Raw genomic sequence first — 24,830 nt, 5'->3', positions numbered from 1 at the left:
TTCAGCTGCACGAACTGGCTTTAATCACCGGCTCCGGCTCATTTGGCGCTAGCTGGAGGGGTGCCCTGTGAGGTGTCAATTACGCTTGTCGCGCCATCCCGTGATGTAGCTAAATCGCTACCATTAAGCCGGGCCTTGCCCGAATGAGCGATCACAACAATCAACATCAGGTGCTACCGCTGAATGAGGCACGTAACGAAGCTCAAGCGAGCCCTTCCCTCTCCGGTCAACCGATTAGGTCGAGAACACATGTCGTATCTACCCTCAGTCCAGGTCCACAGAGACAGGGAACGCGACGATGTCATTCTGCATTCAACCGGGTCGTGAAATACCGTGGTGGCGCAATTTGCGATAGAGCGTATTGCGGCTGATCCCCAAGCGAGCAGCAACGTGGGCGATATGCCAGTGTTCCGCCTCAATCAATGTGAGCAGTGTCTGCCGCTCGGATACGCCCAGCGGATTTTCTGCCAGCGCAATTGTCGCTGGCACTACCGGCAGCAACTCCTCCAAATCATCCAGGGTCACACGCCCTTCCAACGCCAACGCTACCAGTGTGCGCAGGCACGTACGCAGCTGCCGGACGTTGCCCGGCCAAGGCTGCGTCAGCAGACGCTCTCTGACGCCAGGCTCTAGCCGAATTCTGCCCCCTGCCCCCTCATCGCGCAGCAATAGGTCGAGTAAAAGCCCCTTGTCTGATCGTTCGCGCAGCGGTGGAAGGTGCACGGCGAACCCCGCAATGCGGTAGAACAGATCCTCGCGCAAGCGCCCTTCGGCCACGCAGACGTGTAGATCCTGGTGGCTGGCACTGATGAGGCGAACATCGAGCGGACGTGCCGTCGCGCCGCCTAAGGGCACCACCTGACGCTCTTCCAACACGCGCAGCAGGCGAGTCTGTAAAGCCAGTGGCATATCGGCGATCTCATCAAGAAATAGTATGCCGCCATGGGCCTGTTCCAGCTTACCGATCATTCCGTCCTTGCGTGCGCCGGTGAAGCTGCCACCGCGATAGCCGAACAGCTCGCTCTCGATCAGCGCTTCTGGAATGGCCGCGCAATTTATCGCCACAAACGGCTGGCTCGCTCTGGAGCTGGCGCGATGCAGCGCCGCAGCAAAAGCCTCTTTGCCGGTACCGGTTTCGCCCTGTAAAAACACCGGAACGTCACGCTCCAAAACACGCAATGCGCGAGCAAAGCCGCGTTGCAGGCGCGGGTCTTCCAGGCACACATGCACGTCGTTAATTTTGGGGATTGCAGGAGTGACTAAAGGCACCTTGCGTAAGGGTTCTCGCAACTGTCCATAGAGCAGGCGTCCGTCCAGCAGCCGCATTGGCCAGCAGACACTTGGCTGCGAGCTGGCCTGACTCATCACCTGATCGAGAGGTGTCTCCAGCAGCATCGTCAGAGATTGCCCAACCACCTGCTCACGGCTGAGGCCCAGCAGCTCGAGCGCCGCATGATTGACTGAACAGATACAAGCGCTCTCGTCAAAACTGAGCAACCCCTCCCCCAACAGCCCGACGTAGCCGGACTCCGGGTGGAAGCGCAGCAAGTATCGCTGCGGATCATGCCCCAGGAAATAACAGCTCTCGATCATATGGGCCGTCAGGTTGGTCAATGCCATTGCTTTGAAGTGCTGCTGAAGACCTTGTTCCTCTCGCACAGAAGAGAGGTTAAGAACGGCGAGCAGCTCTCCGTTCGCATCAAATATCGGGCTGGCCGAACAGGTTAAGCCGGCATGCTTGCCACGGAAATGTTGATCACGACGGATAGTGACATGCTGTCGCTCGACCAAGCAGGTGCCGACACCGTTGGTACCCTCGCAATCCTCGCTCCATATCGAACCGAGCCATAATCCGGAACGCTGAAATTCGGCTCGTTCGGATTCGTTAAACACACTGTCGATCGCCACACCGCGAGCATCGGTGAGTAGCACCACGTGGCCATCACGTCCGAGCTGTTGGTGCAAGTTGCTCATCTGCCAGTGCGCCACAGCGATGATGTGTTCCAGTGGCGCGCGGTGATCCTGCAAGCGTGGATGCTCAACCACGTTAGGTGCGCGGCGACTGGCAGGATCGAGCTGATATTGATCCAGGCACCGGCGCCAGGATCGTGTGATGGCCAAGTCAGCAATAGGGCCATGGGTGGCGTGAGTGCCCTGCACGGCTTGCAGCACTTGTTGTGCATGGGCGTTGATCAAGGCCGGCTTCATTGTTCTTGTTCTCCGTTACGGTCAGGACACGGGTCTGTTTGCAGCTTATATGAAAAGACCGGAACCAGCGCTTTTTGCACCGAGTGACACTCTGTCATCCACCATTTCCAGAATCGTGACAGATCTCCGAATCCAAGGCTGAGCAACACCGCAGCAGCCGCTCTGCAATGGGGCTTTCGCGAAGGTGGCCCGAGCCTTGCTCAGGGGCAAGTTGTACAAAAACAACAAGATCGGAGAAGCCCAATGAACATCGCTGTTGAAACACCTCTGCACACGCCAACTGCTCAACTCGCGGCTTGGGTCGAAAACCTCGGCGAGCGTCTCGCCCAACATGATGTGGACGGCGTACTGGAACTGTTTGCCGAAGAGTGTCACTGGCGTGACCTGCTACTTTTCAGCTGGAACCTGGTGACCCTCGAAGGCAAGCCTGCCATCCGAGACATGCTCGAAGCACGCCTCGACCAGACTCGTCCTGAGCGATGGAAACTGGAAGGTGAAGCGACGCTGAATGACGGTGTGCTCGAAGGTTGGATCAGCCTGGAAACCGAAGCGGCGCGAGGTAAAGGCTACGTTCGCCTAAAAGACGGTGTGTGCTGGACGCTGTTGACAGCCATGCGCGAGCTCAAAGGCTTTGAAGAACCCAGTGGCCGCCGTCGTCCAATGGGTGCAAGTCATGGTCACACCCACACCGACAAACGCAACTGGTTAGAGCGTCGCCAAGATGAAGAAGCTTCGCTAGGCATCACCACCCAACCTTACTGCCTGATCGTTGGTGGCGGCCAAGGTGGGCTGGGGCTCGCTGCGCGGCTCAAGCGAATGGGCGTGCCAACTTTGATCGTCGACAAAGCCGAGCGTCCTGGAGATCAGTGGCGCGGTCGCTACAAGTCGCTGTGCCTGCACGACCCTGTCTGGTACGACCATATGCCTTACCTGCCCTTCCCCGATCACTGGCCAGTCTTCACCCCAAAAGACCAGATTGGCGACTGGCTGGAAATGTACACCAAAGTCATGGAGCTCAATTATTGGCCGCGTACCGAATGCGTAAGTGCCAACTTTGACGAGCAAAGTGGCACTTGGAAGGTTGAAGTGCAGCGCGATGGCGAGCGTGTGACTTTACAGCCTACCCAGTTAATCCTCGCCACCGGCATGTCTGGCGTACCCAATGTTCCCACTTATCCGGGTGCCGAGGCTTTCAATGGCCAGCAGCATCATTCCAGCCGCCATCCCGGCGGAAACGCCTGGAGCGGCAAGCGCGCGGTAGTAATCGGTGCGAACAATTCGGCTCACGATATCTGCGCCGACCTTGTGGAGAACGGTGCGGAGGTGACCATGGTGCAACGCTCAAGTACTCACATCGTGCGCTCTGACAGCTTAATGGATCTCGTCTTCGGGGGGCTCTACTCCGAAGATGCCTTGGAGTCGGGTTTGACCACCGACAAGGCCGACATGCTGTTCGCCTCGATCCCCTACAAGGTAATGCCAAGCTTTCATCAACCAATCTTCGAAGCGATCAAGGAGCGTGACAAGGACTTTTACGAGCGCTTGGCCAAGGCCGGGTTCATGCTGGATTTCGGTGACGACGAGTCTGGCCTTTTCATGAAGTACGTACGCCGTGGTTCTGGTTACTACATCGACGTCGGCGCCTCCGAACTGATCGCCAACGGCACGATCAAGCTCAAGAGTGCTCCTGGCCTGGGTGTCGAACGCATCGAAGCGGATGCCGTCGTGCTCAACGATGGCAGCCGGCTACCAGCAGACCTGATCGTCTACGCCACAGGCTATGGCTCAATGAATGGTTGGGCCGCGAAGCTGATTTCCCAAGAAGTCGCTGACAAGGTCGGTCGCTGCTGGGGCCTGGGTTCCGGAACCACGAATGACCCTGGCCCATACGAGGGCGAACTGCGGAACATGTGGAAGCCAACACAGCAAGAAAACCTCTGGTTTCACGGTGGCAACCTGCATCAGTCACGGCATTATTCGCTGTATCTGGCGCTGCAGTTAAAAGCGCGCTTCCAAGGCATCAACACGTCCGTCTACGGCCTTGCCGAGAGTCACCACACTGGCTGAGTCAAATGGCGCTCAGCCGTGGTTGGGCGCCTCTCCACAATGCCCCGGACGGATTCGGGACGAAGCGCCGCGGGAGCACGAACTGGATGTCGGCGACGCTGTGTATTTGATAGACGAATTTGTTGGCAACATGCGCTGCCTTGTCCTATCAAAAAAGCCTCAAATCACGGATCGGATAGACGAGTTCACGGAAGCATGGAATAGCAGGCAGCTTGGTAACGCCCAGGAGAAATGAGACAGCTGCAATGCGCTTCGCGAATCAATCGTGGTCGGCCAACTGCGGAGTGAACCGCTCAGGGAATATGAAGACTTTGGGTCGAGCCGGGCTTAAGCCCGAATGAGCGATAGCCGATGTAGCTATAGCTCCGCAGCCCAGCAAATCGCCAATTGAATCAGAGATCAGATACTTGCGGGCCTAGAATTATGCAAAGGCATGGTTAAACGGTAGCGGTACCCAAGGCGAGCATTTACCGTCCATAAAGCGCTCAAATCACGTAAGGCTCGAACAGCCTCCGGACATTCACCCGCGCCTTCAGCTTCGCGGCCAACAGGTACAAACCTACCACCTTGCGATGCAGAAACAGCACATCCACAGGTGGCGTGTGCCAGAAGTCGCGGTCGGCACCTAGTTCCCAACCGGTATCACGTAGGCGTACGGCCAGGTCAGACGTCGCAAAGTCATAGGCACCTTGATGCCTCAGTGGCTCGCAGGCCTGTGTAATGAGATCAGTGAGTACCGCTCGGTGTTTGGGCAGCGTTTCAGGCTGAAAGTAGCCGACGTCCAGCGCGGCATTGGTGATGGCGGCACGGTCTTCATGCAGGCCTCCAATCAACAAGCGGCGATAAGCCTCGGTAGTGTTGCGGTCATAAAGTCGCGTGGCGCCGAAGTCCAACAACACCATCCGTCCTGAGCCTTGCTGATAACGGTAATTGGCAAAGTTAGGGTCGGTCTGCACGCACTGGAACTCGAACACCTCGCGCAGAAACAGGCCGAATAGCAACATGATGATCCGGTCGCGCTCTGCTTGGGGCGCGTGCTCTAGTGACTCCACCGCTACCCCGTCAACGAAGGACATCACCAAAATATTCGGCGTGCTGAACTGGGCATACGCACGAGGAACCAGAAAGTCAGGACTGTCCGCCAACAGTTGATCAAAGCGCTGTAAGTGATCGGTTTCTTTCATGTAGTCCGCTTCATCCTGTAGCTGACGCTTGGCCTCTTGGAGCAATGGGCCGACGTCCATGCCCTTAGGCAGCATCCCGGACATGCGCAGCAAGGAAGCAACGTTATCCACATCGCTGGAAATACTCTCGCGCACGCCAGGGTATTGCACCTTGATCGCCAGGCGTTGGCCGTCCTTTCCTTTCGCAACATGAACCTGGCCGATGGACGCTGCCGCCAATGGCGTGAAGGAAAACCGTTCGAAGCGCCCTTCCCAGCCCTTGCCCCAGCTTTCGTTAAGGACTGCCACCAACTGGCTCATGGGCATAGGATGAGCGTCGCAACGCAGACGAGAAAGGATTTCGCTGAACTCGCGCGGCAACAGATCACCTGCATCCATCGATAACAACTGCCCAATCTTCATGGCGGCGCCACGCAGTTGCGACAGCTGCTCGACCACCCGATGCACATTGCCCGACGTCAACAGCAGTTCGCTGAGCGCCGGACGTTTGCCCTGAACCCACTGCCGAGCGCCTTCGGCTAGCATGCCGCCCGCGACGCCCGAGGCCAAACTGCCTAAACGCATCAACCGCGATAAGCGGCTGCCAGGCACGGGCAACGAGCCGGGCACACGAGGCTTCATGAATGAAGCGCCTCAACGATCGCGGCAAGCAGCAAGCAGACGCTCGCCACGAGGGTAAGCCGTAATCGCATCGGCAGGTACCAGGCGGGCAAGCTCGTAACCCGCAACAGCTGCCTGTCCTGCCGAAGGTGGACAACAAAGCCGATGACCAGCAGCAAGCAACCCAATGGCATTGGCAGTGACGTGGCAATCCAAGCAATAAGCGCAGGAATGACACTCCAGATGAACCGGTCGCTGCCCTGCTCGGCGCTCATGTCTTTCACTGTCATGGCGAAGCCCCAGTGTAAGGCGCCGACGAAGCTCAGGATGACTGCGCCATAGTTAACAAGCGCCATCGCAAACAACGGCCGATAGTCGAGAGAGAACGGGATCAGCAGCGCCAGAAAAATAAACGGCAACAGACCGCCATAACCCAGCAGGCTGACGTGCTTTGGCAGAGAGGTTGAAGGCAACGCGTTCATTTGTATTCCTTGCAGTGAGCGACACTCAAGACTGTAGGCCCAAAAGCCCCGCTTGGGCGAGATTGATGGCGATCCGAAGCTGAGGTCAACGTAATGAGTCGCTTTGTAGAATTAGGTCATTGCCCCATTGCTTTTCGGGCAATCAGGCGACGCCATATGAGGCGCTTCGCATCCTTGAGATCATGCTCAGTGCCTGCATTTACCAAGTCGACAGCACCTTAGAACCCTTCCAGCCTTCAGTTCTTCGTGAGCGGGTTTTTAAAACGTGCCAATGCAATCAACAGATTCTTGAAACCAAAATCAATAGGAAAACCGCGCCAGCAGTGCTTTGCCTGGTCGTCCAAGATTGCTTGCAGTAAGTCATGACGCGATGTGGCTGGCGACGCTGTATGAGATGAACAGGCGCTAGAACACGAAAATCACGACTACAAATTTTCGGAGATGTCTGGTCGTTTCACCATCGGTTTTAAGCATACGAGCCCGGGCTCTCGCTGACGAATCCCGGTCCTTCATCGGGCCACCTAGCTTTTACGAACCGATCCGCTCGCCATCCTGGTGCATCACCGAAACCAGACTGTGACTGCCGTGGCTCGACCTTGAGAGAAGCGATAATACCTATACAAAAATAACTTTGTGTATAGGTTTTCTGCAATCTGTGTCACTCTGCCATCAGTCAGCTATCACCAGCGGCTCACGCTCGTACCTCGCCGGGCTCTCGTCACTTTCAAATGGGCGGTAGAGACAAGTAGCCCTTAACACGGACAGCAAAACAGAACCACCACGTCTTGCCCGTACAGGGTCTATCTAAGAGTTCAGCCGATGAAAAACTCCATCACACTAGCCTCGCGCATAGGCCTTGGTTTCGCCGTAATTGTGTCGCTGCTCATACTAATCACCGCCGTGGGCATCCAACGTGTGGGCTTTATCGACTCCACCCTGGAACACGTAAGCGAAAATGCGGCCAAGATTCAACGTTACGCTATTAATTTTCGCGGGAGTGTACACAACCGAGCCATTGCTATTCGGGACGCAGTGTTGGTGGATAGTGATAAAGACTTAACCGTCCACCTCAATGAAGTTATCAATCTAGAACAGGCCTACTCCGATTCAGCCATGCCAATGGATCAGCTATTTGCAACTGCAGGGGTAACATTGCAGGAGCAACAGCTGTTACTGGCGATTAAAGATATTGAAAAGCAAACGCTAGCTTCCACCAAGTCGGTAATTGCTTTGCGTCGCGCCGGAGATATTTCAGGTGCACAGGCTTTGCTGCTGCGCCAAACCTCCGGTGAATACAGTGAGTGGTTGAAACGCGTGAATGCATTGATTGACTATGAAGAAGCCTCGATCAAAAGCCAACTCAGTGCGGTACAAGCCACCGCTAGTGAGTTTCGAGGACTGATGCTCATGGCCACCGGGATAGCGCTGCTGCTGAGCATTATCCTGGCGATCTCAATTATTCGCTTCGTCAAGTCAACGCTGGGTGCTGAGCCGACTCTGGTTGCACAGGCTATCCAGCGATTGGCGGCAGGTGACTTGCAACAAATCATTGTTACCGATTATCCGAACAGCGTGATGGGCGTCCTGAAAACTGCCCTAAGCCGTTTGGCTGATACCATTAGTGAAGTACGCATTGCGGCCCAAGAGGTCAACAATTCATCTAGGCAACTATTGACCACATCGTCCACCAATAACAATCAAATCAGCCTGCAGAACCGCGAAGCCGAACAGGTGGCAACTGCAATTACGCAAATGGCGGCAACGGTCAATGAAGTTTCAGGTTATGCATCTCAAGCAGCGGACGCAACGCGTCTAGCCGATGCGGAAGTTGTAAGCGGTAATCGCGTCGTTGCGGACACCACTCTCGCTATCGAACAATTAGCGAACACACTGGTTGAAACCACCCATACGGTAGAACAGGTGTCCAAGCGTAGCGAAGAGATTGAAATAGTGATCGAGGTAATCAATTCAATTGCAACGCAAACTAACCTGTTGGCGCTGAACGCAGCCATCGAAGCGGCCCGAGCAGGTGAGCATGGCAGAGGGTTTGCAGTTGTGGCCGATGAAGTGCGCTCTCTAGCTAATCGCACTCAGGAGTCGACGCGGGAAATTCGAGAAATGATAGGCACACTGCAGAGCGGTACCGAAACGGCTGCACAAACCATGCGTAATAGTTGCGAACTGGTAAGCCACACCGTTGCGCAAACCCGCAACGCCCAGACGGCGCTATCTAAAATCAGCCAGCAAGTCGGCGCCATAAACCACATGAATGCCCAAATCGCCAGCGCATCTATCCAGCAAAGCGTAGTGGCCGAAGACGTTGCGCAAAATATCACGCGCATCCATAGCTCAACGGTGCAATCAGCAACGGGCTCTCGTGAAGTTGCAACGGCCAGCCAGGAGTTAGCGCAGCTTGCGGATCGTCTTACCCAGAAGGTCGCATTTTTCAACTTGGCTTAGGGCGGGCCCATTGTCAGTCCTTTTCTTTCAGCATATCTTGTGCAAAACCTATACATGGCGGCTGAAAATGTACAATAAAAAGGATTGGCCACTGACGCTGTACTTTGACGGTCAATGTCCGCTGTGTGCGCGCGAAATCAAGATCCTGAATCGACACGCCGCAGAGAGTCGACTGCTATTTATTGACATCAGCAGCGGAGCGTTCGACGCCAAGGTACTCGGGTTCACGTTCGAGCAAATGCAGTCCTCGCTGCACGCCCGTTTCGCCGATGGCCGCTGGGTAACCGGTCTGGACGCCACCTTGTGGAGCTGGCGAGCCGCGGGCTTGGGGTTTTGGGCTGCGCCATTGACATGGCGTGCCACCCGACCGCTGCTTGCTTTAGGTTATCGCCTCTTCTGCCGCTTATGCCCCCATTTGGCGTGGCTTCCTCACCCTGATGGCCGCCGTCGCTGTGTCGATGACCGTTGCGGTGGGCCGGAGTCAAAACCCGCACCAGACGAGCAGCCCACTTTGAAAACAAAACAGACCTAGAAAACTTCGCTTTCCCATCGGGCCGACGCAGAACCTGAGCAACAGATGATCTGGCGAACTCCTTGTTATCTGGTGCGCAGCAGGCACTCCCCTACTGCCAAGGATTGCCGCCTCTTTAAGCACAGCATGGCTGCGAGGAATCAAAATGAACCCATCAATAGCCAAGCATTACCGTGAAATTCTCATCGCTGTAGGCGAGAACCCTGAGCGTGAAGGACTGCTGGACACGCCCAAGCGCGCAGCCAAAGCGATGCAATACCTTTGCAACGGCTACACGATGAGTCTGGAAGACGTGACCAACGGTGCCCTGTTCGAATCGCAAAACGATGAAATGGTCATCGTGCGCGATATCGAACTGTATTCATTGTGTGAGCATCACCTGCTGCCCTTCATCGGCAAGGCTCATGTCGCGTACATCCCCACAGGAAGGGTACTGGGTCTATCAAAGGTCGCCCGAGTCGTCGATATGTTCGCCCGCCGCTTACAGATCCAGGAAAACCTCACAAAACAAATTGCTGATGCCATCCATCACATCACCGATGCGGCCGGCGTGGCCGTGGTCATTGAGGCAAAGCACATGTGCATGATGATGCGGGGCGTGGAAAAGCAAAACTCTGTGATGACGACCTCAGTGATGCTGGGGGCCTTTCGCGAGTCATCCGCTACGCGTCTCGAGTTCCTGCAACTGATTGGGCGACGCAGCTAAGGCCCCAAATCCGCACAAGGCGTGGGAGAGGCGAAATGAACAGTTCCTTTGAGATGAACTCACTCGGCTACGGCTACCGTGCCTTGGTGATAGGAGCCAGTGGAGCGCTCGGCGCGGCGTTTTGTGAGTTGCTCAACGAAGATCCAAGATGCTCGGTTGTTCGTGAGCTGGGGCGCAATAGTGCTCCAGGATTGGATCTGGAAAAGCCAGACAGTATCGCCAGCGCAGCCGCCGAATTAGCCGAAGAAGCCCCGTATCAGTTGATTTTGCATGCTGCCGGTCTGCTACATCGCGAAGACATCAAGCCTGAAAAAAGTTACACCTCTATTGAAGCTGATGCGCTTCAGGCGATATTCCAAGTCAACGCGCTCGGGCCTGCGCTGGTTTTGCGTCACTTTCTACCCTTGCTAGACCCTCGCGGCGCAATGGCGGTGCTCTCCGCCAAGGTCGGCAGTATTGGCGATAACCGTCTGGGCGGCTGGTATGCCTATCGCGCCTCCAAGGCAGCGTTGAACATGTTGATTAAAACGGCTGCGATTGAACTGGCACGAACACGCCCTCAGACCCGTTTGCTGAGTCTTCATCCAGGCACGGTCATTTCGGGCCTGTCCCAGCCCTTTAAAGGCGCTTCTGCCGCCAGGCCTGCAAGCCTCGTTGCCCGCGAATTGTTATCACTGATTGACCGCTTGGCGCCTGCCGACAGCGGCAATTTCTTTGCTTATAACGGAGAACGCCTACCGTGGTAGGCAGGGAGTGAACCTTGAATCTGCAAGCGTTGACCGAACGGGCCGCGAATGGCGAAGTACGAGAGTTGGAGCTGCTGTCTCTGGAAGGCGGTTTTTATCTGGCGCGAGTCGGGCTGGATCACGGCCAGTTCACACTGCTGGACGACGAAGCAAAGCCTATGCGCCTTCGCTCCATCAATCACCTGCGTGAGTTGTTGCAGTTTGTGCCGCCTTTCCCCTGCGTGCTTGTGCAGCAGTGCGTCCATGACGAGATGTGCGGCTCACGTGAAGGGCGCATTGAGCCGTTACGCATTCCATTCTCGCTGACTGCGCCTTGGTGAGTCATCTTCCGTTGGACTCTTTCGAATGAACAAGACTCACCGACTATGCCTGGTCTTGGGCGACCAGTTGTCTTTTGACCTGGCCTCATTGAAGGGGCTGGACAGCGAGCGCGATACGGTTTTGCTGGTCGAAGTGATGGAGGAAGCCAGCCATGTGCCCCATCACCCGCAAAAAATCGCACTGATCTTCAGTGCGATGCGCCATTTTGCTGAGGCGTTGCAGCAGCGTGGCATCCGCGTGCAATACGTCACGCTCGATGATCCGCAAAATAGCGGATCGGTACCGGAAGAGTTACGGCGCTGGCAATCACTGCTGCAACCGGATGAGCTGCACCTGACAGAATGCGGTGACTGGCGCCTGGAGCAGTCGCTGAAAGATTGTGGCTTGGCGATCCAGTGGCATACCGATACCCGTTTTCTCTGCACCCGACTCGAGTTTGCGTCCTGGGCCGAAGGCAAAAAGCAGCTGCGCATGGAGTTCTTCTACCGTGAGATGCGACGCAAGAGTGGTCTGTTGCTCAACGGCGACGGCAGCCCGGTCGGCGGCGCCTGGAACTTTGATGCCGATAACCGCAAGGCACTGCCCAAAGGCGTGAGAGCTCCCTCGCCAGTGCGATTTTCAGCCGATGCAATCACCCAGGAAGTGCTTGAGCTGGTCGCAAAAAACTTCTCCAGCCACTATGGCGCACTCGACACTTTTGATTACCCGGTAACCCACGCCGATGCCCAAGCGTTGTGGGATTACTTCCTCGATTGGAGCCTCGCTGCTTTCGGCGACTACCAAGATGCGATGGCCAGTGATGAACCTTTTCTGTTCCATGCGCGGATCAGCGCCGCACTGAATATTGGCCTGTTGGATCTACGTCAATTGTGCAGCGACGTCGAGGCTGCTTACTGGGCGCACAGCATTCCATTAAACGCAGCCGAAGGCTTTATCCGTCAACTCATTGGCTGGCGTGAATATGTACGCGGCGTGTACTGGCTGAAAATGCCCGACTACGCCGGCGGCAATCTGTTTGGCAACAGCAGGCCGCTTCCAGAGTTCTATTGGACTGGCGACACCAAGATGAACTGCATGGGCCAGGCGATCGGCCAAAGTTTGAAACATGCCTATGCCCACCACATCCAGCGGCTGATGGTGACCGGCAACTTTGCACTGCTGGCCGGCATCGCTCCGTCCCAGATTTGCGACTGGTACCTGGCGATCTACATGGACGCATTCGACTGGGTCGAGCTACCCAATACATTGGGCATGGTCATGCATGCCGATGGTGGTTACCTGGGCTCTAAGCCTTACTGCGCCAGTGGCCAATATATAAAGCGCATGTCTGACTACTGCCGTAATTGTGCGTACAAAGTCAGTGAAAGCACGACGGACGACGCCTGCCCTTTCAATTCGCTTTACTGGCATTTTCTAATACGTCATGGCGACCTTCTGCGCAGCAATCAGCGCATGGGCATGGTCTATAAAAACCTCGATCGTATGACTGAATCCAAGCAGCAAGCACTCTGGGATCGTGGCCAGAAACTGCTCGCCAAACTAGATGTCGGGGAGTCGTTTTGAAGAAGAGTGAACTACCGATCAAAACCTGTGCGGTCTGCGGATTGCCTTTCGCCTGGCGCAAGAAATGGGCGCGCTGCTGGGCTGAGGTGCGCTACTGCTCGGAGCGTTGCCAACGGCGCAGGAGCATTGAATGGTGAGAGAGCGTATGCGTTAACCACTCGGGTGCAGGCTGCGTTTAGCTAGCGTAACGAACGTCCTGGCTGGCCAAATCCTGCGATTTACTGCTGCTTTTGCATACTGCGGTCTGCGTCGTAGCGGCCATGATTCAGGTCGTATTTGGATGCACCCCAATCTTACCGGTCAGTATAGTTAGCTCCGTCCCTACGCCGGAGTGCCTTAAATTGGACAATACCCGTGAACGCTTGATTGACTCAGCGTTGAAGCTGTTTCTGTCGCAAGGTATACACATTACTGGTGTGATGGCCATCGCCGCGATGGCGGGTGTTACCAAGATGACGCTCTACAGCCATTTCCCCTCCAAGGATGCGCTGATAGTGGCTTGCCTTGAGGAGCGTGACCGACGCTGGCGTGAAGAGGTAGCGCGCACCTTGGCAGGGCATCCTGACCCGGTCAGTGGCATGCTCGCTTTTTTCGATTTGTATCAACGTTTTCTTTTACAAGACAGCGAACGCGGGTGCCTGTTCGTCAACAGTGCGGCTGAATTCCCCCAGTTTAGCCACCCTGTACATTTAGCAGTCAGCAGGCATAAGCAAGGGATACGCGACAATCTTAATGCCTTGGCCGTGAGCGCCGGTATAAGTGACCCTGACGTAGTTGCTGAGGGGCTGTTTATCTTACTGGAGGGCAGTTTTGTCAGCGGCACCATGGGCCAGGACGTGCGGGTATTCGACACTGCCCGACACGTAGCTCATTGCTGGATCCGGAAGCAGGCCCAACAGGAGCATCACGTATGACCCTAGGCCTATTAGCGGCCATTGCCGCCACTTTTTCCTGGTCGCTGCTCTACATCTTTCCGGGGTTGGTCGGCGATTACAGCCTTTTTGATCTGGCTGTGGTGAGCTATTCCTTTGCCGGTTTAGGTAGCCTGCTTGTGCTGTTTGTTTACCGCTGCGAAGTTCGGCAGTTGCGACTGAGCGACTGGGCCTGTGCCGCACTGCTGGGCTTCTTGGGATACATCGGCTACTTCTTCCTGATCACCACTGCGGTCTTGGCAGCTGGGCCGGTGATCCCTCCGGTAATGATGGGGTCAGTACCGATTGTGCTCGCGATTGCCGGCAACATGCGAAGCTCCAGCGTACCCTGGCGCGCCATTGCCGGGCCGCTGCTGGTGGCGGCATTGGGCATAAGTTTGGTCAACTTGAGCGTGTTTGATTTTAGCGCCGCAAAGGTGGTGCTCCCGACCCATTCGATATTGCTGGGGCTGCTCGCATCGTTAATGGCAATTGGATTTTGGACTGGCTTTGGATTGTTAAATGAAAGTGCTTTGGCTCAGCGTCCAAGCATGTCACCCATGTTGTGGTCAGCCATGCTGATCTTCATGTGCAGCGTCGAGATGCTGGCGTTCATACCCGTTGGTCTGCACTTGAACCTGTCCCACTTCGCTAGCCATCCGAGCGGGTTAGCAGGTACTCAGGCGCTAATAGTCTGTGGGTTGATTCAGGGGTTAGGGGCCACCCTTGCAGGTGCCTGGGCATGGTCGATTGCAACTCGACGTCTACCTCTGGCGCTCAGCGGGCAATTGATCGCCAGCGGAACCATTTATGCTACTACGATGGGCCTGCTGATCAACCAACGCTGGCCCTCTCCTATGGAAGCGCTTGGGACAGGGTTGCTACTGGTAGGAGTGGTATGGGCAATTCACGCCTTTTATCGCAGGCAAACACGCCTCGCGACGCGTGGCGGGATAACTGACCTTGGCCAAAACTAATTCGACTGCGCCGGTATGGGCATTTTAAAAAAGTGCGTTACGAGCCAACAAGTCAGCGTCCGAAACTCAAGACTGTTATTCATTTTCCTTCCATGTCTGATGGTATCGAAGCGATTATGTCGAGGTCGCTTGCTTCCTCATCTGCCCCCTTAACCGTAGATACGAATATTATGGGATGAAAGAATCCGTAGGACTCGATGATCCTCTTGAATAGCCGGGCCCTGCTGGCCCGAAGCATCGACTATAGGAAAAATGGCTCAACACGCTACCTACTGCTAACCGTGCTTCATGCGATGAGAAGCATGGTGCACCGTAATAAATTGTCTCAGCTTCAGTCCGTCCCGTTCTTGAAGTGGTCTCCTTTTGCCGGTACTTGTAGGGCACCAATCTTCAGCAGGGAACGCACCATGCACCCAAGATTCAGAGTCATCGAGACCACCGGCATGGAAGATGGCGCTAAGCGATACAGAGTCGTTGATCTCGTCGAAGGAGGCTCAGCTAGCAAGCACGGTGTCTTCAAAATCAGGACGGATGCGGAGGCTGTTTGTTCGCTCCTGAATGCCGAGCCTCATCAGCGTGATGTAACTCATAAGTCGCTTAGTCTTTGACCCGCTTGTCCATTCAAAACGGCACAAGTCTCATGCAGCAGGGGATTACGTCATCCCTACACCCCTCCGACCAAGTTGCTTGACTCCATACATGGCCTGATCCGCCGCTTTAAGCAATGTGTCGAGATTCTGGCCATGAATAGGACACAGCGAAACTCCGACACTGCACGATACCGATAGCTCTCCTGCACTTGTCACGACTGTCTGCGCGATGGTGTCGAACACCCTCAATGCCTGCGACTCAGCACTCTCGGGGTCAGATAGTTTAGAGATCAGCATCACGAATTCGTCGCCACCGTACCGGGCAACGGTGTCACATGAGCGGGTGGCTTGAAGCATGCGGTGTGCGACCGCTCGCAGAACCTGGTCGCCTACTTCATGGCCGTACTTGTCGTTGATTTCCTTAAAATGATCCAAGTCGATCAAAAGCACAGCAAACGGAATCCCTTTAGCCTCCCAATCCGAGAAGGCCTGGGCAAAACGTTCGGCGAACAAGTAACGGTTAGGCAGTTGCGTGAGCACGTCATGTGTTGCGAGGTAGGCCGAGCGCTGGTGCTCAACTTCAGCCCTTTCTAACGCCTTGAAATGCCGAATCAATACCATCGGCATCAACACCAGTGCCCCGGCGAGGACAAAAAGTATCATCAACATTTCTTTGGTGAGGACATCCCCGACACGGAGTTGCCGCTCGAAGACCAACGTCATTGGCTGCGATGTACTGCGGATCTCGACTCGGTCAGCCAATTGCGGCAAGAAGAGGCGATCTAGAAAACTTGCTTGTTGAACCTGTGTTGAAAACACACTGCTTTCAGTCCCAGCAGCGGTTTTCAGGACTGCACTGATGTGAACCAGGGGATCCAGGTTTGCATTATTCACTGCATCCAGTAGCGCGCCCGTTTTGATCAATAGCAAAGACACCATCGTGCTGCCAAAAAAATTGGGGCGGGTGTTCTCTCGCGACTGTTCAGGCCGAATGACTGACTGCATCAGAATGTATGCGTTGCCACCCTCATACATTGTAAAAACGGGTGATACAACGGGCTTCTGATTATTGTGGGTCCGAGCCAGCGCATAGGAGAGATAGGCCACGGTTTCTAATCTGACGCCATAGATCGAACTGGATTCAGGGAGTAACGGGTACATGAACAACACCGGCCAAGTCTCGCTGAGATACACCTGATTTTGGGCAGGTTGCTGGGTGAGGCTCGGGAAGTCTTTGAGTTCAAAGTCTGGCCGCCAGGTACGGCGCAACAGATCTTCAAACGCAGCCTGTTCGGCGATGGGTACTGCCCTAGCAGCCTCGAGCATGTAAATATGAGGGTAAGCTGATAAAACGGCTGCCGCATAACGGGCCGCAGCTTCAGTATCGCTCTGATCCACGGCTTGGAGAAATGCTGAGAAACCTGCCAATACAGCTTCATTGGTATCAAGCTGATTTCGCACGACGCCGGAAATATTCTGAACGTATTCCGAGAAACGCGTTTCCCTGCTTTGGGTCTCTGACTTCAGTAGCAACATGGCCGAAAAACCAACCAGACCGACAGCAAGAATAATGAAACCTACCAGGGAGCTGCGCCGCCTAGTAAGCATCACTTTAACTTTTCCAAGGCGCAGAGCGAGAGCCGAGCCTTGGCAAGCACCGTTGAAGCTAAAAGAGATCGCGGGTGAACGACCGATAAATGCCGATTTGAAGGTCGCTGAGCATTGAAAACAATTCCAAAGGAATCAGTTCCGATACGATTTCTGCTCTGCACTGCGACTACCCCTTTCGCATGTGATCGAAAGAAAAATTTTCGAGCCCCATTTGCTGCTTCCTAGATGTTCACCACTGCAACGAAACTCACTATAGGGCAATTTGCCAGCATTCGCTGTGTCGTGTGCAATAACTTCGGTTCGAGCTCAGGCGTTTATAAGGGGAAACTCCAAGTGAAAGCTCGTACCTGCGTCAGTGCTGTCAACGGTTATACAACCGCCATGCAGTTGCATAATCGAACGAACGATGGCCAATCCCAGACCACCGGAATCGTCGGGTTGATTACGTGATGGGTCACACCGGTAAAAGCGCTCAAACAATCGTGGAAGATGTTCTGCCGCAATCGGCTCGCCGTGGTTGTGCACCGTGATGTCGAGACGGTGCTCCAAAACCCTGCTGCTGATCGTCACTGCAGAGGTAGGAGTTGCGTAGCGCAGCGCATTCGCCAGTAAGTTAGCAAGTGCTCGACGGATCAAGCCTGGATCACCCAGCAATTGATCCTGGGTCTGGTTTATCAGCTGTACATCTCGTTCTTGCGCTACCCCTTCGAAATACTCACAGAGCTGCTCGATCAGATCGTGCAGGTTGACTTGCTCGAATTTTACGCAAGCGTTTGGCTGCTCGGTGCGAGCGAGAAACAGCATGCTGTCGATCATGCGGGCCAACCTTTCATACTCTTCCTGATTGGAAACCAGCAGGTTCTGATAGTCCTCTATAGAGCGACTGCGCCTCAGGGTTTGTTGGGTATGTCCCATCAGGTTGCCTAGTGGGGTTCGCATCTCATGGGCGAGGTCTTCCGAGAAACGTGAAAGCTGGGCGAATCCGTCCTCAAGACGTGCAAGCATCTGGTTGAGGGCATTACAGAGCGGTTTGAGCTCATTCAGCTCACTGAACTCATCCAGCCGCAGATGCAGATGCTGCACATCGATTGCGGCAGCGCGATTGGCCAGCAGGCGCACAGGGTGCAGGCCTCGTTGACTAACCCACCAACCGAATGCAAAAGCCAATAGCGCTCCGACTGACATGGCCAGCCAAAGCCTGAGTCGGTAAACCCCCAGCATCTGCTCGCGCTCACCCAACAACTTGCCAGCGATCAGGGTCAAGCCGCGATCACCCTGCATGACATCCTGCCAGGCAAGCCGCACAGGCTCGGAAGAGTGATCCTCAACAAGGCGCGCCTGGTGGGCAGCCGGCAACTTTGGAAAGGTCATACCCACCGGGTTGATTTCGATCAACACCTTGCCGGTGTCATCGACAATCCATAGCAGACTGTCGCGATTGCCCAACATGTTTTCGTAGAGCTTGGGCCGACCTCGCAGTTGCTCGATGCTGTCGCTATCGCTGATCAATGCTTGCATTCGCTCCAGGCGTCCCAGCAGGGCCTGGTCGTCGCGCCATGCAATCTCTCGCTGTAACGATTGATAAAGATAAAAGCCAATGGAGCCCAGTAATAGCACGCTGACCAGTGCGAACATGATGGCCAGGCGCAGGCTCAGAGTGCGCGGATATAGATTCAGGATTGCACCTCGAGCATGTAACCGATACCACGGACTGTGTGTATCAACTTCAGCGGGTAAGGATCATCAACCTTGGCCCGCAGTCGGCGGATGGCGACATCGACCACATTAGTGTCACTGTCAAAGTTCATTTGCCAAATCTGTGAGGCAATCAGCGAACGCGAGAGCACCTCCCCTTCACGACTAAGCAGCAAGTGCAGTAGGGCGAACTCCTTGTTGGTCAGGGTGAGGCGCTCGCCGCTGCGCGTTACCCTGCGTCGCAACAAGTCCAGACTAAGGTCACCAGCCACAAAATGCTCCACCTCGCGAGGCGGACCACGGCGCAGCAAAGTGCGTACGCGTGCCAACAACTCGGCATAAGAAAAGGGTTTCACCAGATAATCATCAGCCCCCAACTCCAGCCCTTTGACCCGATCATCAACCGAATCACGTGCGGTAAGAAACAGTACCGGGGTCTGGCACTTACGCCGGATGATTTGAAGCAATTGCCAGCCATCCAACCCCGGCAACATGACATCCAGAATGATCAGATCGAACTCACTCTCCTGTGCCAAATGCTGGCCATCAAGGCCGTCAAGAGCGATCTCTACCGAATAGCCCGATTCAGTCAGGGCTTTGCGCAGGTAATCCGCCATTTTCGTTTCATCTTCAACCACCAGGATACGCATTTTTTCCTCCAGGACTGGCGCACAGGCTAGCCCGCTTCGCTGATTTCTCACATTACATATTGGTAATCAGGAGGTAATCATTCTGACGGAGCGAGCTGGTCATGATGTCTGGCAATGACCCAGACAGACTCAACCAACCAAGGGAACAGCATGCGTACAAGCCTATCGACTTCATTGCTGATCACACTCGCAATGAACTCTGCGTTCGCCGTTGCAGCTCCGGATCAGGTTGCGCAGCGCCAGGACGTGTCACTTGCAATGGCCAACGATTTGCTAACGGCCGCGCTGACCGCCTGTCACGCCGATGGCCGCACAGCCGTTGCCGCAGTTGTCGACCGTGGCGGCAATCTGGTTGCCGTGCAACGCGATGACAATGTCGGCCCGCACAACACGTTAGCCGCGCAACGCAAAGCCTATACCGCCCTGTCGACCAAGACTTCGACGCGGTTGTTAGCTGAGCGCGCTCGCGCTAATCCAGATGCTGAAAACCTTAACACCCTCGATGAGTTGTTATTGCTCGGTGGAGGCGTGCCATTGAAATTCGATGGTCAGGTCATCGGCGCCATCGGGGTGGCCGGTGCAGGCGGCGCTGCAAACGATGAAGGTTGTGCAGAGGTCGCTATCAACAAAGTTTTACCTGCCGTTAAAAACTAAGGACATCACCATGACTGTATTGAAGAGTTTCTTCGCTGGCGCTGTATTGAGTGCCCTTTCAGCTTTTGCATCAGCGGCAACGAATCCATTGAGCGTGCATGTACTCAATTTGCAGGATGGCCTGCCCTCCCCTGGAGTCAATGTCACGTTGGAAAAACAGGATGGGAAAGACTGGGACATGCTCAACAGCGCGAAAACCAACGAGCAAGGTCGTATCACCGGGCTGTATCCGGAAGGTCGGGGTCTGGAGAAAGGTACCTACCGTGTCACCTTCAAGACTGGCGAGTGGTTCAAGTCGCACAAAACGTCCAGTTTCTTTCCGGAGGTACCCGTCATTTTTGAGGTGGACGGTACCGTACCTCACTATCACATCCCGTTGCTTCTGAGCCCTTACGGTTTCTCCACATACCGAGGAAATTGATCGTTAAGCGATACCAATGGATACCGTCCGAAGGTGAAGACAGCCGCCCCTAATCAAAAGGGCGGCACTGTCGCTTAACTTTTCGGCATCAAAACCTTCAGCGATGACCACGCTCACTCCTCAGGCTTGGCTCACGTTACAGGAGGTGATGCCGGTGACAGCACCTTTCTGATCCTTGAACACGAATAGCGGGCCACTCATCCCCCCCTGAGATACCTCTCCATCGCCGCAGCGGACTGGGATAATGCACCACGGATGCCGGAATCGTTCCGTCGCGGATTCCGTAGTACTTTCAGCGGGGCTGATCATCTACGCCAGTCGTTACAGTGCACAAAGCGCTACGCAGTTGCTGGATTCAGGACTGGCCGACCTTGTCGCTTTTGGCCGTACGTTATACTGATTACTCCGTGTATGGCGGGTAACCGCTAAAAATGAGATGTCACTCACTGGGGCTCTGAAAATGATCGACGCAGAACTGCTGAAACTGGTGGTTGAAGCATCCAACGACGGCATCGTGGTAGCAGAGCAGGAAGGCGACGAAAACATCCTGATCTATGCCAACCCCGCCTTTCAGCGCCTTACGGGGTACAGCGTTGACGACATCCTGTACCAGGACTGCCGCTTCCTGCAGGGTGACGACCGTAATCAAGCTGGTTTGACAGTAATTCGCGAGGCGATAAGGAACATGCTCCCCTGCCGCCAAGTCATTCGCAACTATCGCAAGGACGGCAGCGCCTTCTGGAACGAACTGTCGATCACCCCAGTGTTCAACGACACCGATCAACTCACCTACTTCATCGGTATCCAGAAGGACGTCAGCGTCGAAGTTGAGGCCAAGGAACGAGTGCGTGAACTGGAAGCTGAGGTCGCACAACTGAAGACTCAACTGGCTCAATTTCAATCTAAAGCCTAGATGGATCCGCACTTGATGGGTTAACGATCCAGTATCCACTCGTAAAAACGTCCCTGTTTCTGAACCAGGGACTGGTGAGTTCTCACTCGCAATGATCCGCTAGAACTCGTACACAGCCGTAATCGTAATCAGATGGTGCACAAGGTCATGACCCATTCCAGCTATCCGGCGATATGCCAATGGCCTGGCCTTTCGCCAAGTTTGGCGTATACCTATGCCATACGTCATCGACAGACAAGACGTGGTGCGTAAGGATGGCTGGGCTGCACGGATGTTCTGGTATAAAAGCTCCTGAAAGTAATCGCTCAATCCGAGTCACTATTTCAACACTGGCGTAACTAGCATCGGGCTTAAGGCCAGCCAGCATCTGCGCGTTTGATTTCTTCGCTAAATAGTAGGCTCACTACAAGACAGCAGTCCAAGCTAGCGTCAAGGCGCCTTGTTTTCGATCAGACAATTACCGCCATCCACCACCAGCACTTCACCGGTGATATAGCTGGCTTCCGGAGACGCCAAAAACGCCACTGCAGCGGCAACCTCTTCTGGACGACCGGCGCGGCCGATTGGAGTGTAGGTACCGGCGCGGCTTTCTTCCTCTGTCAATGCCCCCGTATCAATCCAGCCTGGGGCAACGCTATTGACGGTGATGCCCCGTTTACCGACTTCCAGCGCCAGGCCCATATTCATCCCGACCATCGCTGCTTTTGCCGCACTATAAGCCGCCTCACCTGGATTGCTGCCGCGTGTACCTGACGTCGAACTGATGTGGACGATGCGTCCGTAACCGCGCGTCTTCATCCCAGGTAACACCGCACGAGTCAGCAAAAAAGCGCTGGTCAGATTGCGCGCCAGAGATAGATTCCAGGTCGCCAAATCCATGTCAGCCACTTGAACGAAGGGTTCCGGGCTGCCGACCATAGCCATACCGGCGTTATTGACCAAAATGTCGATATGACCGAACTGCTCATAAGCCCAATCGGTCAGCTTCTTGACCTGCAATTCGTCAGTCAGGTCGGCTGTCATCGCCCGAGCGTCTATACCCTCAGCCTGCAACTCGGCGACACGTTGCTGGATCCGCGCACTGCTGGCAGTGATCAAGACTCGCACGCCTTCGCGGCCCAAGCGTCGGGCGATCGCCAGACCAATACCACTTTCACTGCCCGCACCGCTGACCAGAGCGACTTGACCTTGCCACATTGGAATCGCCATTTCTTATCTCTTTGTAATCACAAATTTAATGCACGATAGCAAAACAGCCGATGAACGCCGGTGATTCGGGAATTTGTGATCAGGCCGGGTACCGGTTGACATTGGTTCCTGGAAGTCAGGCGGTGCTGGCTTTATGAGCGGAGCAGATTGCCCTTAATACGCTATGGACACTGGTGTCTTTAGGCGCTCACCACATTTTCGCCGGCATGGTGATCCTGAAGCTACTCTGGGTTGTGGCCGATGCGATGGTGGTGATGGCATCGCAGTTTGACGTGATTACTGTCTTGATCCTGTTTCCTTACCTTGTTTGGCTTTATATCGCAGCGGCGTTGAATCTTTCTACCTTAAGCAATAAGTGCTGATGCTCAATCCCGATAGGCTGGCTATTCAATGAAGTGCTGCGTGGTTGCATGGACGCAGGTTTGGTCAAAGGTGAAGGCTTTGCCGTAGACGCCAGCATCATCAAAGCGGATGCCATGGGTTGTTTATTCATCTGGCGAACCATTAGGTGTTTTAGCCCAGCAATGGCCAGAACCTAAATTGGCCGTGCCCCCCGCGAGCATCGTGGATCAATATTTCGGAAATATCGAGCCTCGCCTACTGTTCAGATATTGGTGTCAGGTAGATCCAGATGGGGTCTTTTCGGATATCAATGAGGTGTCCGCTGCATCATATGTCGGTTTGTCAGTTGTGATGAGCTTCTCGATACCCCAGTCACCAGGCAGGTGCCAATCCTCGCCGAAAAGTTCGGCCGGATGCATCGTACGGTCGGAGCCATTGCCACAGGCTAGGGACTTCGCCGGACAATACCGGTCGCACCCCCAACAGATCCGTTCGGGGTGTTTGGGGTTGATAGGGAAGTTCTTAGCCATGCCGATCTCCGGTCTTTGGGAGGCGTTCCTCCAACCTACAGCCCTTACACAAAGTCAGCCTTGATACGCATCAAGAATCGACATCGGGCGACTGCGCTCACCTCCTTCGCAATCCCGGGGCTAAGCTAACGCTTTAATAGACTTGGAGACGTCTCTCATGCTCAATAAAAATCCTTTCTCAAGCGGCCTATCAACTTGGAACGATCAAGATGCCGCAACATCTCTCGATGACAAAACGTTTACCGCTCCGCCCGCCTTGACGAACGCCGAACTGGTTCATCTGCGTGTCCGAGTGATTGCCCTTGAAAACCTGGTCATCGCCCTGCTGGCCACTGGCTCGGAACATCAGCTCGCCGTTGCTCGGGAGATGGCCACCTACATATCCCCCAGACCCGGTTTTACCCAGCATCCGCTGACCATTCACGCAGCCGAACAGATGACCCACACCGTCGAGCGCGCCCAGCGATTTCGCCAGAGTGATGTGCCATCGGTTTAATTGCTCGAAACTTGATGCCAATCATTATTGTTCGCAGCAAAGCTTCCTAGACTCGGGCTCCTACTCGTCAATGCCCAGGAAGAAATTATGCGTACCCCCTTGTCGCTTTCGCTTGCCCTGCTCTTGCTCACACCGCTGGCTCACGCCAAGGAATACCCGATCGGTGAGCCACAGTTGTGTCCTGGGCTGGAAGTCGGGGCGGTGTATTTGCAGCCAATCGAGATGGCACCTGCCGGAATGATGCGGGCCACCGCGGATTCCGATGTGCATCTGGAAGCCGACATTCGCGCCACGGCGGACAATCGACAGGGCTTTCAGGAAGGCAGTTTCGTGCCTTACCTCAATGTCTCGTTCAATCTGAAAAAACAGGGCAGCGAGAACGAACTCAAAGGCGATTTCCACGCCATGGTCGCCAATGACGGCCCGCACTATGGCGACAATGTAAAGCTGCTCGGCCCAGGCAAATATCAGCTGACCTTCACCGTCCTGCCACCCGGCGGTCATGGGTCCCTTGGCCGTCATACCGATAAGGAAACCGGCGTAGCCCCCTGGTTTGAACGCTGCGAATTGCACTACGAGTTCATCTACGCCGGCATTGGTAAAAAAGGCGGCTATTGAATGAAGCGCCTGGAGATTGCCTGGCTGATGCTTGCCGGAGCAGTGGCGCCGTTCACGGCCTATGCCGAATTACCCAGCTATGAACTCAGCCTGCGCGATGGCCACTTCACTCCTGCCCTGTTGGAGGTTCCGGCCGGTCAGCGCTTCAAGATCATCCTGAAAAATATCGGCCAAGGCCCAGCCGAATTCGAGAGCACGCCATTGCGGGTTGAAAAAGTACTGTCGCCGGGCGTGACAACCTTCGTGGTCATTCACCCGCTCAGGCCCGGCCACTACCCCTTCTTCGACGAGTTCAATCCACAACTGCCCGAGGGCGGCATCCTCGCGAAATAAGCCGTTCAAAC

General features: G+C 55.0%; 24 protein-coding genes and 3 pseudogenes. 19 read left to right on the top strand and 8 right to left on the bottom strand.

Features of this window, described 5'->3' with window-relative positions; all coding sequences use genetic code 11:
- Positions 1-312: 312 nt before the first annotated feature.
- Positions 313-2,208, bottom strand: a complete 1,896-nt coding sequence (locus ACM6IQ_RS28805; RefSeq protein ID WP_017338838.1) for a sigma-54-dependent Fis family transcriptional regulator — start codon at positions 2,206-2,208, stop codon at positions 313-315.
- Positions 2,209-2,451: 243 nt separating this feature from the next.
- Between ACM6IQ_RS28805 and ACM6IQ_RS28800 the strand changes: the two genes are divergently transcribed.
- Together ACM6IQ_RS28800 and ACM6IQ_RS28795 are read left to right on the top strand one after the other, a co-directional pair.
- Positions 2,452-4,275: an NAD(P)/FAD-dependent oxidoreductase gene (locus ACM6IQ_RS28800; RefSeq protein WP_414880450.1), complete on the top strand. Its 1,824-nt coding sequence runs from the start codon at positions 2,452-2,454 to the stop codon at positions 4,273-4,275.
- On the top strand, positions 4,268-4,510 hold the full coding sequence (locus ACM6IQ_RS28795; RefSeq protein WP_414880506.1) for an AbrB/MazE/SpoVT family DNA-binding domain-containing protein: 243 nt from the start codon (positions 4,268-4,270) through the stop codon (positions 4,508-4,510). Before ACM6IQ_RS28800 ends, ACM6IQ_RS28795 begins: the two co-directional genes overlap by 8 nt.
- A gap of 250 nt (positions 4,511-4,760) precedes the next feature.
- On the opposite strand, the gene ACM6IQ_RS28790 is transcribed toward ACM6IQ_RS28795, so the two are convergent.
- Positions 4,761-6,080 (bottom strand): ABC1 kinase family protein, encoded by a 1,320-nt coding sequence (locus tag ACM6IQ_RS28790; RefSeq protein ID WP_414880449.1) that lies wholly within the window; start codon positions 6,078-6,080, stop codon positions 4,761-4,763.
- A complete protein-coding gene (locus tag ACM6IQ_RS28785) occupies positions 6,077-6,541 on the bottom strand; it encodes a DUF3429 domain-containing protein (RefSeq protein ID WP_414880448.1) in 465 nt (154 codons plus the stop codon). The genes ACM6IQ_RS28790 and ACM6IQ_RS28785 overlap by 4 nt, the downstream gene beginning before the upstream one ends.
- A 1,932-nt stretch (positions 6,542-8,473) precedes the next feature.
- On the opposite strand from ACM6IQ_RS28785, the pseudogene ACM6IQ_RS28780 reads away from it, so the two are divergent.
- From ACM6IQ_RS28780 to ACM6IQ_RS28740, 9 genes and pseudogenes are all read left to right on the top strand, one after another.
- Positions 8,474-9,001 (top strand): annotated as a pseudogene (locus ACM6IQ_RS28780) (methyl-accepting chemotaxis protein); the annotation flags it as partial.
- A 67-nt stretch (positions 9,002-9,068) separates the two neighbouring features.
- Positions 9,069-9,533 carry a thiol-disulfide oxidoreductase DCC family protein gene (locus ACM6IQ_RS28775; protein ID WP_414880447.1) on the top strand — a complete coding sequence of 155 codons (465 nt, stop codon included), beginning with the start codon at positions 9,069-9,071 and terminating at the stop codon, positions 9,531-9,533.
- Between the two features lie 145 nt (positions 9,534-9,678).
- The gene (folE, locus tag ACM6IQ_RS28770) at positions 9,679-10,239 is read left to right on the top strand and encodes a GTP cyclohydrolase I FolE (RefSeq protein ID WP_414880446.1); all 561 of its coding nucleotides are present in this window, start codon (positions 9,679-9,681) and stop codon (positions 10,237-10,239) included.
- 35 nt (positions 10,240-10,274) lie between these two features.
- Complete coding sequence (locus tag ACM6IQ_RS28765; RefSeq protein ID WP_017338845.1) at positions 10,275-10,985, top strand: SDR family oxidoreductase; 711 nt, start codon at positions 10,275-10,277, stop codon at positions 10,983-10,985.
- A gap of 14 nt (positions 10,986-10,999) precedes the next feature.
- Complete coding sequence (locus ACM6IQ_RS28760; protein WP_017338846.1) at positions 11,000-11,305, top strand: DUF6482 family protein; 306 nt, start codon at positions 11,000-11,002, stop codon at positions 11,303-11,305.
- A 25-nt stretch (positions 11,306-11,330) separates the two neighbouring features.
- Positions 11,331-12,869 carry a cryptochrome/photolyase family protein gene (locus ACM6IQ_RS28755; RefSeq protein ID WP_414880445.1) on the top strand — a complete coding sequence of 513 codons (1,539 nt, stop codon included), beginning with the start codon at positions 11,331-11,333 and terminating at the stop codon, positions 12,867-12,869.
- Positions 12,866-13,006, top strand: a complete 141-nt coding sequence (locus ACM6IQ_RS28750; RefSeq protein WP_080995142.1) for a DUF2256 domain-containing protein — start codon at positions 12,866-12,868, stop codon at positions 13,004-13,006. The genes ACM6IQ_RS28755 and ACM6IQ_RS28750 overlap by 4 nt, the downstream gene beginning before the upstream one ends.
- 204 nt (positions 13,007-13,210) lie before the next feature.
- Positions 13,211-13,783 carry a TetR/AcrR family transcriptional regulator gene (locus tag ACM6IQ_RS28745; protein ID WP_017338848.1) on the top strand — a complete coding sequence of 191 codons (573 nt, stop codon included), beginning with the start codon at positions 13,211-13,213 and terminating at the stop codon, positions 13,781-13,783.
- Positions 13,780-14,757 (top strand): DMT family transporter, encoded by a 978-nt coding sequence (locus tag ACM6IQ_RS28740; RefSeq protein WP_017338849.1) that lies wholly within the window; start codon positions 13,780-13,782, stop codon positions 14,755-14,757. The genes ACM6IQ_RS28745 and ACM6IQ_RS28740 overlap by 4 nt, the downstream gene beginning before the upstream one ends.
- 653 nt (positions 14,758-15,410) lie before the next feature.
- On the opposite strand, the gene ACM6IQ_RS28735 is transcribed toward ACM6IQ_RS28740, so the two are convergent.
- From ACM6IQ_RS28735 to ACM6IQ_RS28725, 3 genes are all read right to left on the bottom strand, one after another.
- Complete coding sequence (locus ACM6IQ_RS28735; RefSeq protein ID WP_414880505.1) at positions 15,411-16,955, bottom strand: diguanylate cyclase domain-containing protein; 1,545 nt, start codon at positions 16,953-16,955, stop codon at positions 15,411-15,413.
- A 309-nt stretch (positions 16,956-17,264) separates the two neighbouring features.
- The gene (locus ACM6IQ_RS28730) at positions 17,265-18,635 is read right to left on the bottom strand and encodes a heavy metal sensor histidine kinase (protein WP_031318923.1); all 1,371 of its coding nucleotides are present in this window, start codon (positions 18,633-18,635) and stop codon (positions 17,265-17,267) included.
- Positions 18,632-19,303, bottom strand: a complete 672-nt coding sequence (locus tag ACM6IQ_RS28725) for a heavy metal response regulator transcription factor (RefSeq protein WP_017338853.1) — start codon at positions 19,301-19,303, stop codon at positions 18,632-18,634. The genes ACM6IQ_RS28730 and ACM6IQ_RS28725 overlap by 4 nt, the downstream gene beginning before the upstream one ends.
- Positions 19,304-19,453: 150 nt before the next feature.
- Between ACM6IQ_RS28725 and ACM6IQ_RS28720 the strand changes: the two genes are divergently transcribed.
- From ACM6IQ_RS28720 to ACM6IQ_RS28705, 4 genes and pseudogenes are all read left to right on the top strand, one after another.
- Positions 19,454-19,957: a GlcG/HbpS family heme-binding protein gene (locus tag ACM6IQ_RS28720; RefSeq protein ID WP_414880504.1), complete on the top strand. Its 504-nt coding sequence runs from the start codon at positions 19,454-19,456 to the stop codon at positions 19,955-19,957.
- A 10-nt stretch (positions 19,958-19,967) separates the two neighbouring features.
- On the top strand, positions 19,968-20,378 hold the full coding sequence (gene uraH / locus ACM6IQ_RS28715; protein WP_017338855.1) for a hydroxyisourate hydrolase: 411 nt from the start codon (positions 19,968-19,970) through the stop codon (positions 20,376-20,378).
- A gap of 207 nt (positions 20,379-20,585) precedes the next feature.
- A pseudogene (locus ACM6IQ_RS28710) lies at positions 20,586-20,766 on the top strand (alkene reductase); the annotation flags it as partial.
- Positions 20,767-20,838: 72 nt separating this feature from the next.
- On the top strand, positions 20,839-21,291 hold the full coding sequence (locus ACM6IQ_RS28705) for a PAS domain-containing protein (RefSeq protein ID WP_017338856.1): 453 nt from the start codon (positions 20,839-20,841) through the stop codon (positions 21,289-21,291).
- Between the two features lie 429 nt (positions 21,292-21,720).
- On the opposite strand, the gene ACM6IQ_RS28700 is transcribed toward ACM6IQ_RS28705, so the two are convergent.
- Positions 21,721-22,500 carry an SDR family NAD(P)-dependent oxidoreductase gene (locus ACM6IQ_RS28700; RefSeq protein ID WP_414880444.1) on the bottom strand — a complete coding sequence of 260 codons (780 nt, stop codon included), beginning with the start codon at positions 22,498-22,500 and terminating at the stop codon, positions 21,721-21,723.
- A gap of 83 nt (positions 22,501-22,583) precedes the next feature.
- Here ACM6IQ_RS28700 and ACM6IQ_RS28695 point away from each other — a divergent pair.
- Positions 22,584-22,862 (top strand): annotated as a pseudogene (locus ACM6IQ_RS28695) (tryptophan-rich sensory protein); the annotation flags it as partial.
- Between the two features lie 255 nt (positions 22,863-23,117).
- On the opposite strand, the gene ACM6IQ_RS28690 reads toward ACM6IQ_RS28695, so the two are convergent.
- Positions 23,118-23,372, bottom strand: a complete 255-nt coding sequence (locus ACM6IQ_RS28690) for a DUF3079 domain-containing protein (protein WP_017338859.1) — start codon at positions 23,370-23,372, stop codon at positions 23,118-23,120.
- A 157-nt stretch (positions 23,373-23,529) separates the two neighbouring features.
- Between ACM6IQ_RS28690 and ACM6IQ_RS28685 the strand changes: the two genes are divergently transcribed.
- The 3 genes from ACM6IQ_RS28685 to ACM6IQ_RS28675 all read left to right on the top strand — a co-directional run bounded on the left by ACM6IQ_RS28685 (position 23,530) and on the right by ACM6IQ_RS28675 (position 24,819).
- The gene (locus ACM6IQ_RS28685) at positions 23,530-23,868 is read left to right on the top strand and encodes a hypothetical protein (RefSeq protein WP_017338860.1); all 339 of its coding nucleotides are present in this window, start codon (positions 23,530-23,532) and stop codon (positions 23,866-23,868) included.
- An 87-nt stretch (positions 23,869-23,955) separates the two neighbouring features.
- Positions 23,956-24,486, top strand: coding sequence for an iron transporter (locus ACM6IQ_RS28680; RefSeq protein ID WP_017338861.1), 531 nt, complete (start codon positions 23,956-23,958; stop codon positions 24,484-24,486).
- Positions 24,487-24,819 carry a cupredoxin domain-containing protein gene (locus ACM6IQ_RS28675; RefSeq protein ID WP_017338862.1) on the top strand — a complete coding sequence of 111 codons (333 nt, stop codon included), beginning with the start codon at positions 24,487-24,489 and terminating at the stop codon, positions 24,817-24,819.
- The last annotated feature ends 11 nt before the right edge of the window (positions 24,820-24,830 follow it).

The sequence above is a fragment of the Pseudomonas sp. IT-P100 genome (assembly GCF_949767185.1).
Taxonomy (GTDB): domain Bacteria; phylum Pseudomonadota; class Gammaproteobacteria; order Pseudomonadales; family Pseudomonadaceae; genus Aquipseudomonas; species Aquipseudomonas fluorescens_B.
The sequence above is the reverse complement of the archived record's forward strand: the minus strand, read 5'-3'. Positions and strand labels throughout refer to the sequence as shown.

What these genes read in the sequence shown, in the direction of transcription:
- ACM6IQ_RS28805 (WP_017338838.1), bottom strand. Translation starts at nt 2,208, where the DNA reads ATGAAGCCGGCCTTGATCAACGCCCATGCACAACAAGTGCTGCAAGCC.
- ACM6IQ_RS28800 (WP_414880450.1), top strand. Translation starts at nt 2,452, where the DNA reads ATGAACATCGCTGTTGAAACACCTCTGCACACGCCAACTGCTCAACTC.
- ACM6IQ_RS28790 (WP_414880449.1), bottom strand. Translation starts at nt 6,080, where the DNA reads ATGAAGCCTCGTGTGCCCGGCTCGTTGCCCGTGCCTGGCAGCCGCTTA.
- ACM6IQ_RS28785 (WP_414880448.1), bottom strand. Translation starts at nt 6,541, where the DNA reads ATGAACGCGTTGCCTTCAACCTCTCTGCCAAAGCACGTCAGCCTGCTG.
- ACM6IQ_RS28775 (WP_414880447.1), top strand. Translation starts at nt 9,069, where the DNA reads ATGTACAATAAAAAGGATTGGCCACTGACGCTGTACTTTGACGGTCAA.
- folE (WP_414880446.1), top strand. Translation starts at nt 9,679, where the DNA reads ATGAACCCATCAATAGCCAAGCATTACCGTGAAATTCTCATCGCTGTA.
- ACM6IQ_RS28765 (WP_017338845.1), top strand. Translation starts at nt 10,275, where the DNA reads ATGAACAGTTCCTTTGAGATGAACTCACTCGGCTACGGCTACCGTGCC.
- ACM6IQ_RS28755 (WP_414880445.1), top strand. Translation starts at nt 11,331, where the DNA reads ATGAACAAGACTCACCGACTATGCCTGGTCTTGGGCGACCAGTTGTCT.
- ACM6IQ_RS28740 (WP_017338849.1), top strand. Translation starts at nt 13,780, where the DNA reads ATGACCCTAGGCCTATTAGCGGCCATTGCCGCCACTTTTTCCTGGTCG.
- ACM6IQ_RS28735 (WP_414880505.1), bottom strand. Translation starts at nt 16,955, where the DNA reads ATGCTTACTAGGCGGCGCAGCTCCCTGGTAGGTTTCATTATTCTTGCT.
- ACM6IQ_RS28725 (WP_017338853.1), bottom strand. Translation starts at nt 19,303, where the DNA reads ATGCGTATCCTGGTGGTTGAAGATGAAACGAAAATGGCGGATTACCTG.
- ACM6IQ_RS28720 (WP_414880504.1), top strand. Translation starts at nt 19,454, where the DNA reads ATGCGTACAAGCCTATCGACTTCATTGCTGATCACACTCGCAATGAAC.
- uraH (WP_017338855.1), top strand. Translation starts at nt 19,968, where the DNA reads ATGACTGTATTGAAGAGTTTCTTCGCTGGCGCTGTATTGAGTGCCCTT.
- ACM6IQ_RS28705 (WP_017338856.1), top strand. Translation starts at nt 20,839, where the DNA reads ATGATCGACGCAGAACTGCTGAAACTGGTGGTTGAAGCATCCAACGAC.
- ACM6IQ_RS28700 (WP_414880444.1), bottom strand. Translation starts at nt 22,500, where the DNA reads ATGGCGATTCCAATGTGGCAAGGTCAAGTCGCTCTGGTCAGCGGTGCG.
- ACM6IQ_RS28690 (WP_017338859.1), bottom strand. Translation starts at nt 23,372, where the DNA reads ATGGCTAAGAACTTCCCTATCAACCCCAAACACCCCGAACGGATCTGT.
- ACM6IQ_RS28685 (WP_017338860.1), top strand. Translation starts at nt 23,530, where the DNA reads ATGCTCAATAAAAATCCTTTCTCAAGCGGCCTATCAACTTGGAACGAT.
- ACM6IQ_RS28680 (WP_017338861.1), top strand. Translation starts at nt 23,956, where the DNA reads ATGCGTACCCCCTTGTCGCTTTCGCTTGCCCTGCTCTTGCTCACACCG.
- ACM6IQ_RS28675 (WP_017338862.1), top strand. Translation starts at nt 24,487, where the DNA reads ATGAAGCGCCTGGAGATTGCCTGGCTGATGCTTGCCGGAGCAGTGGCG.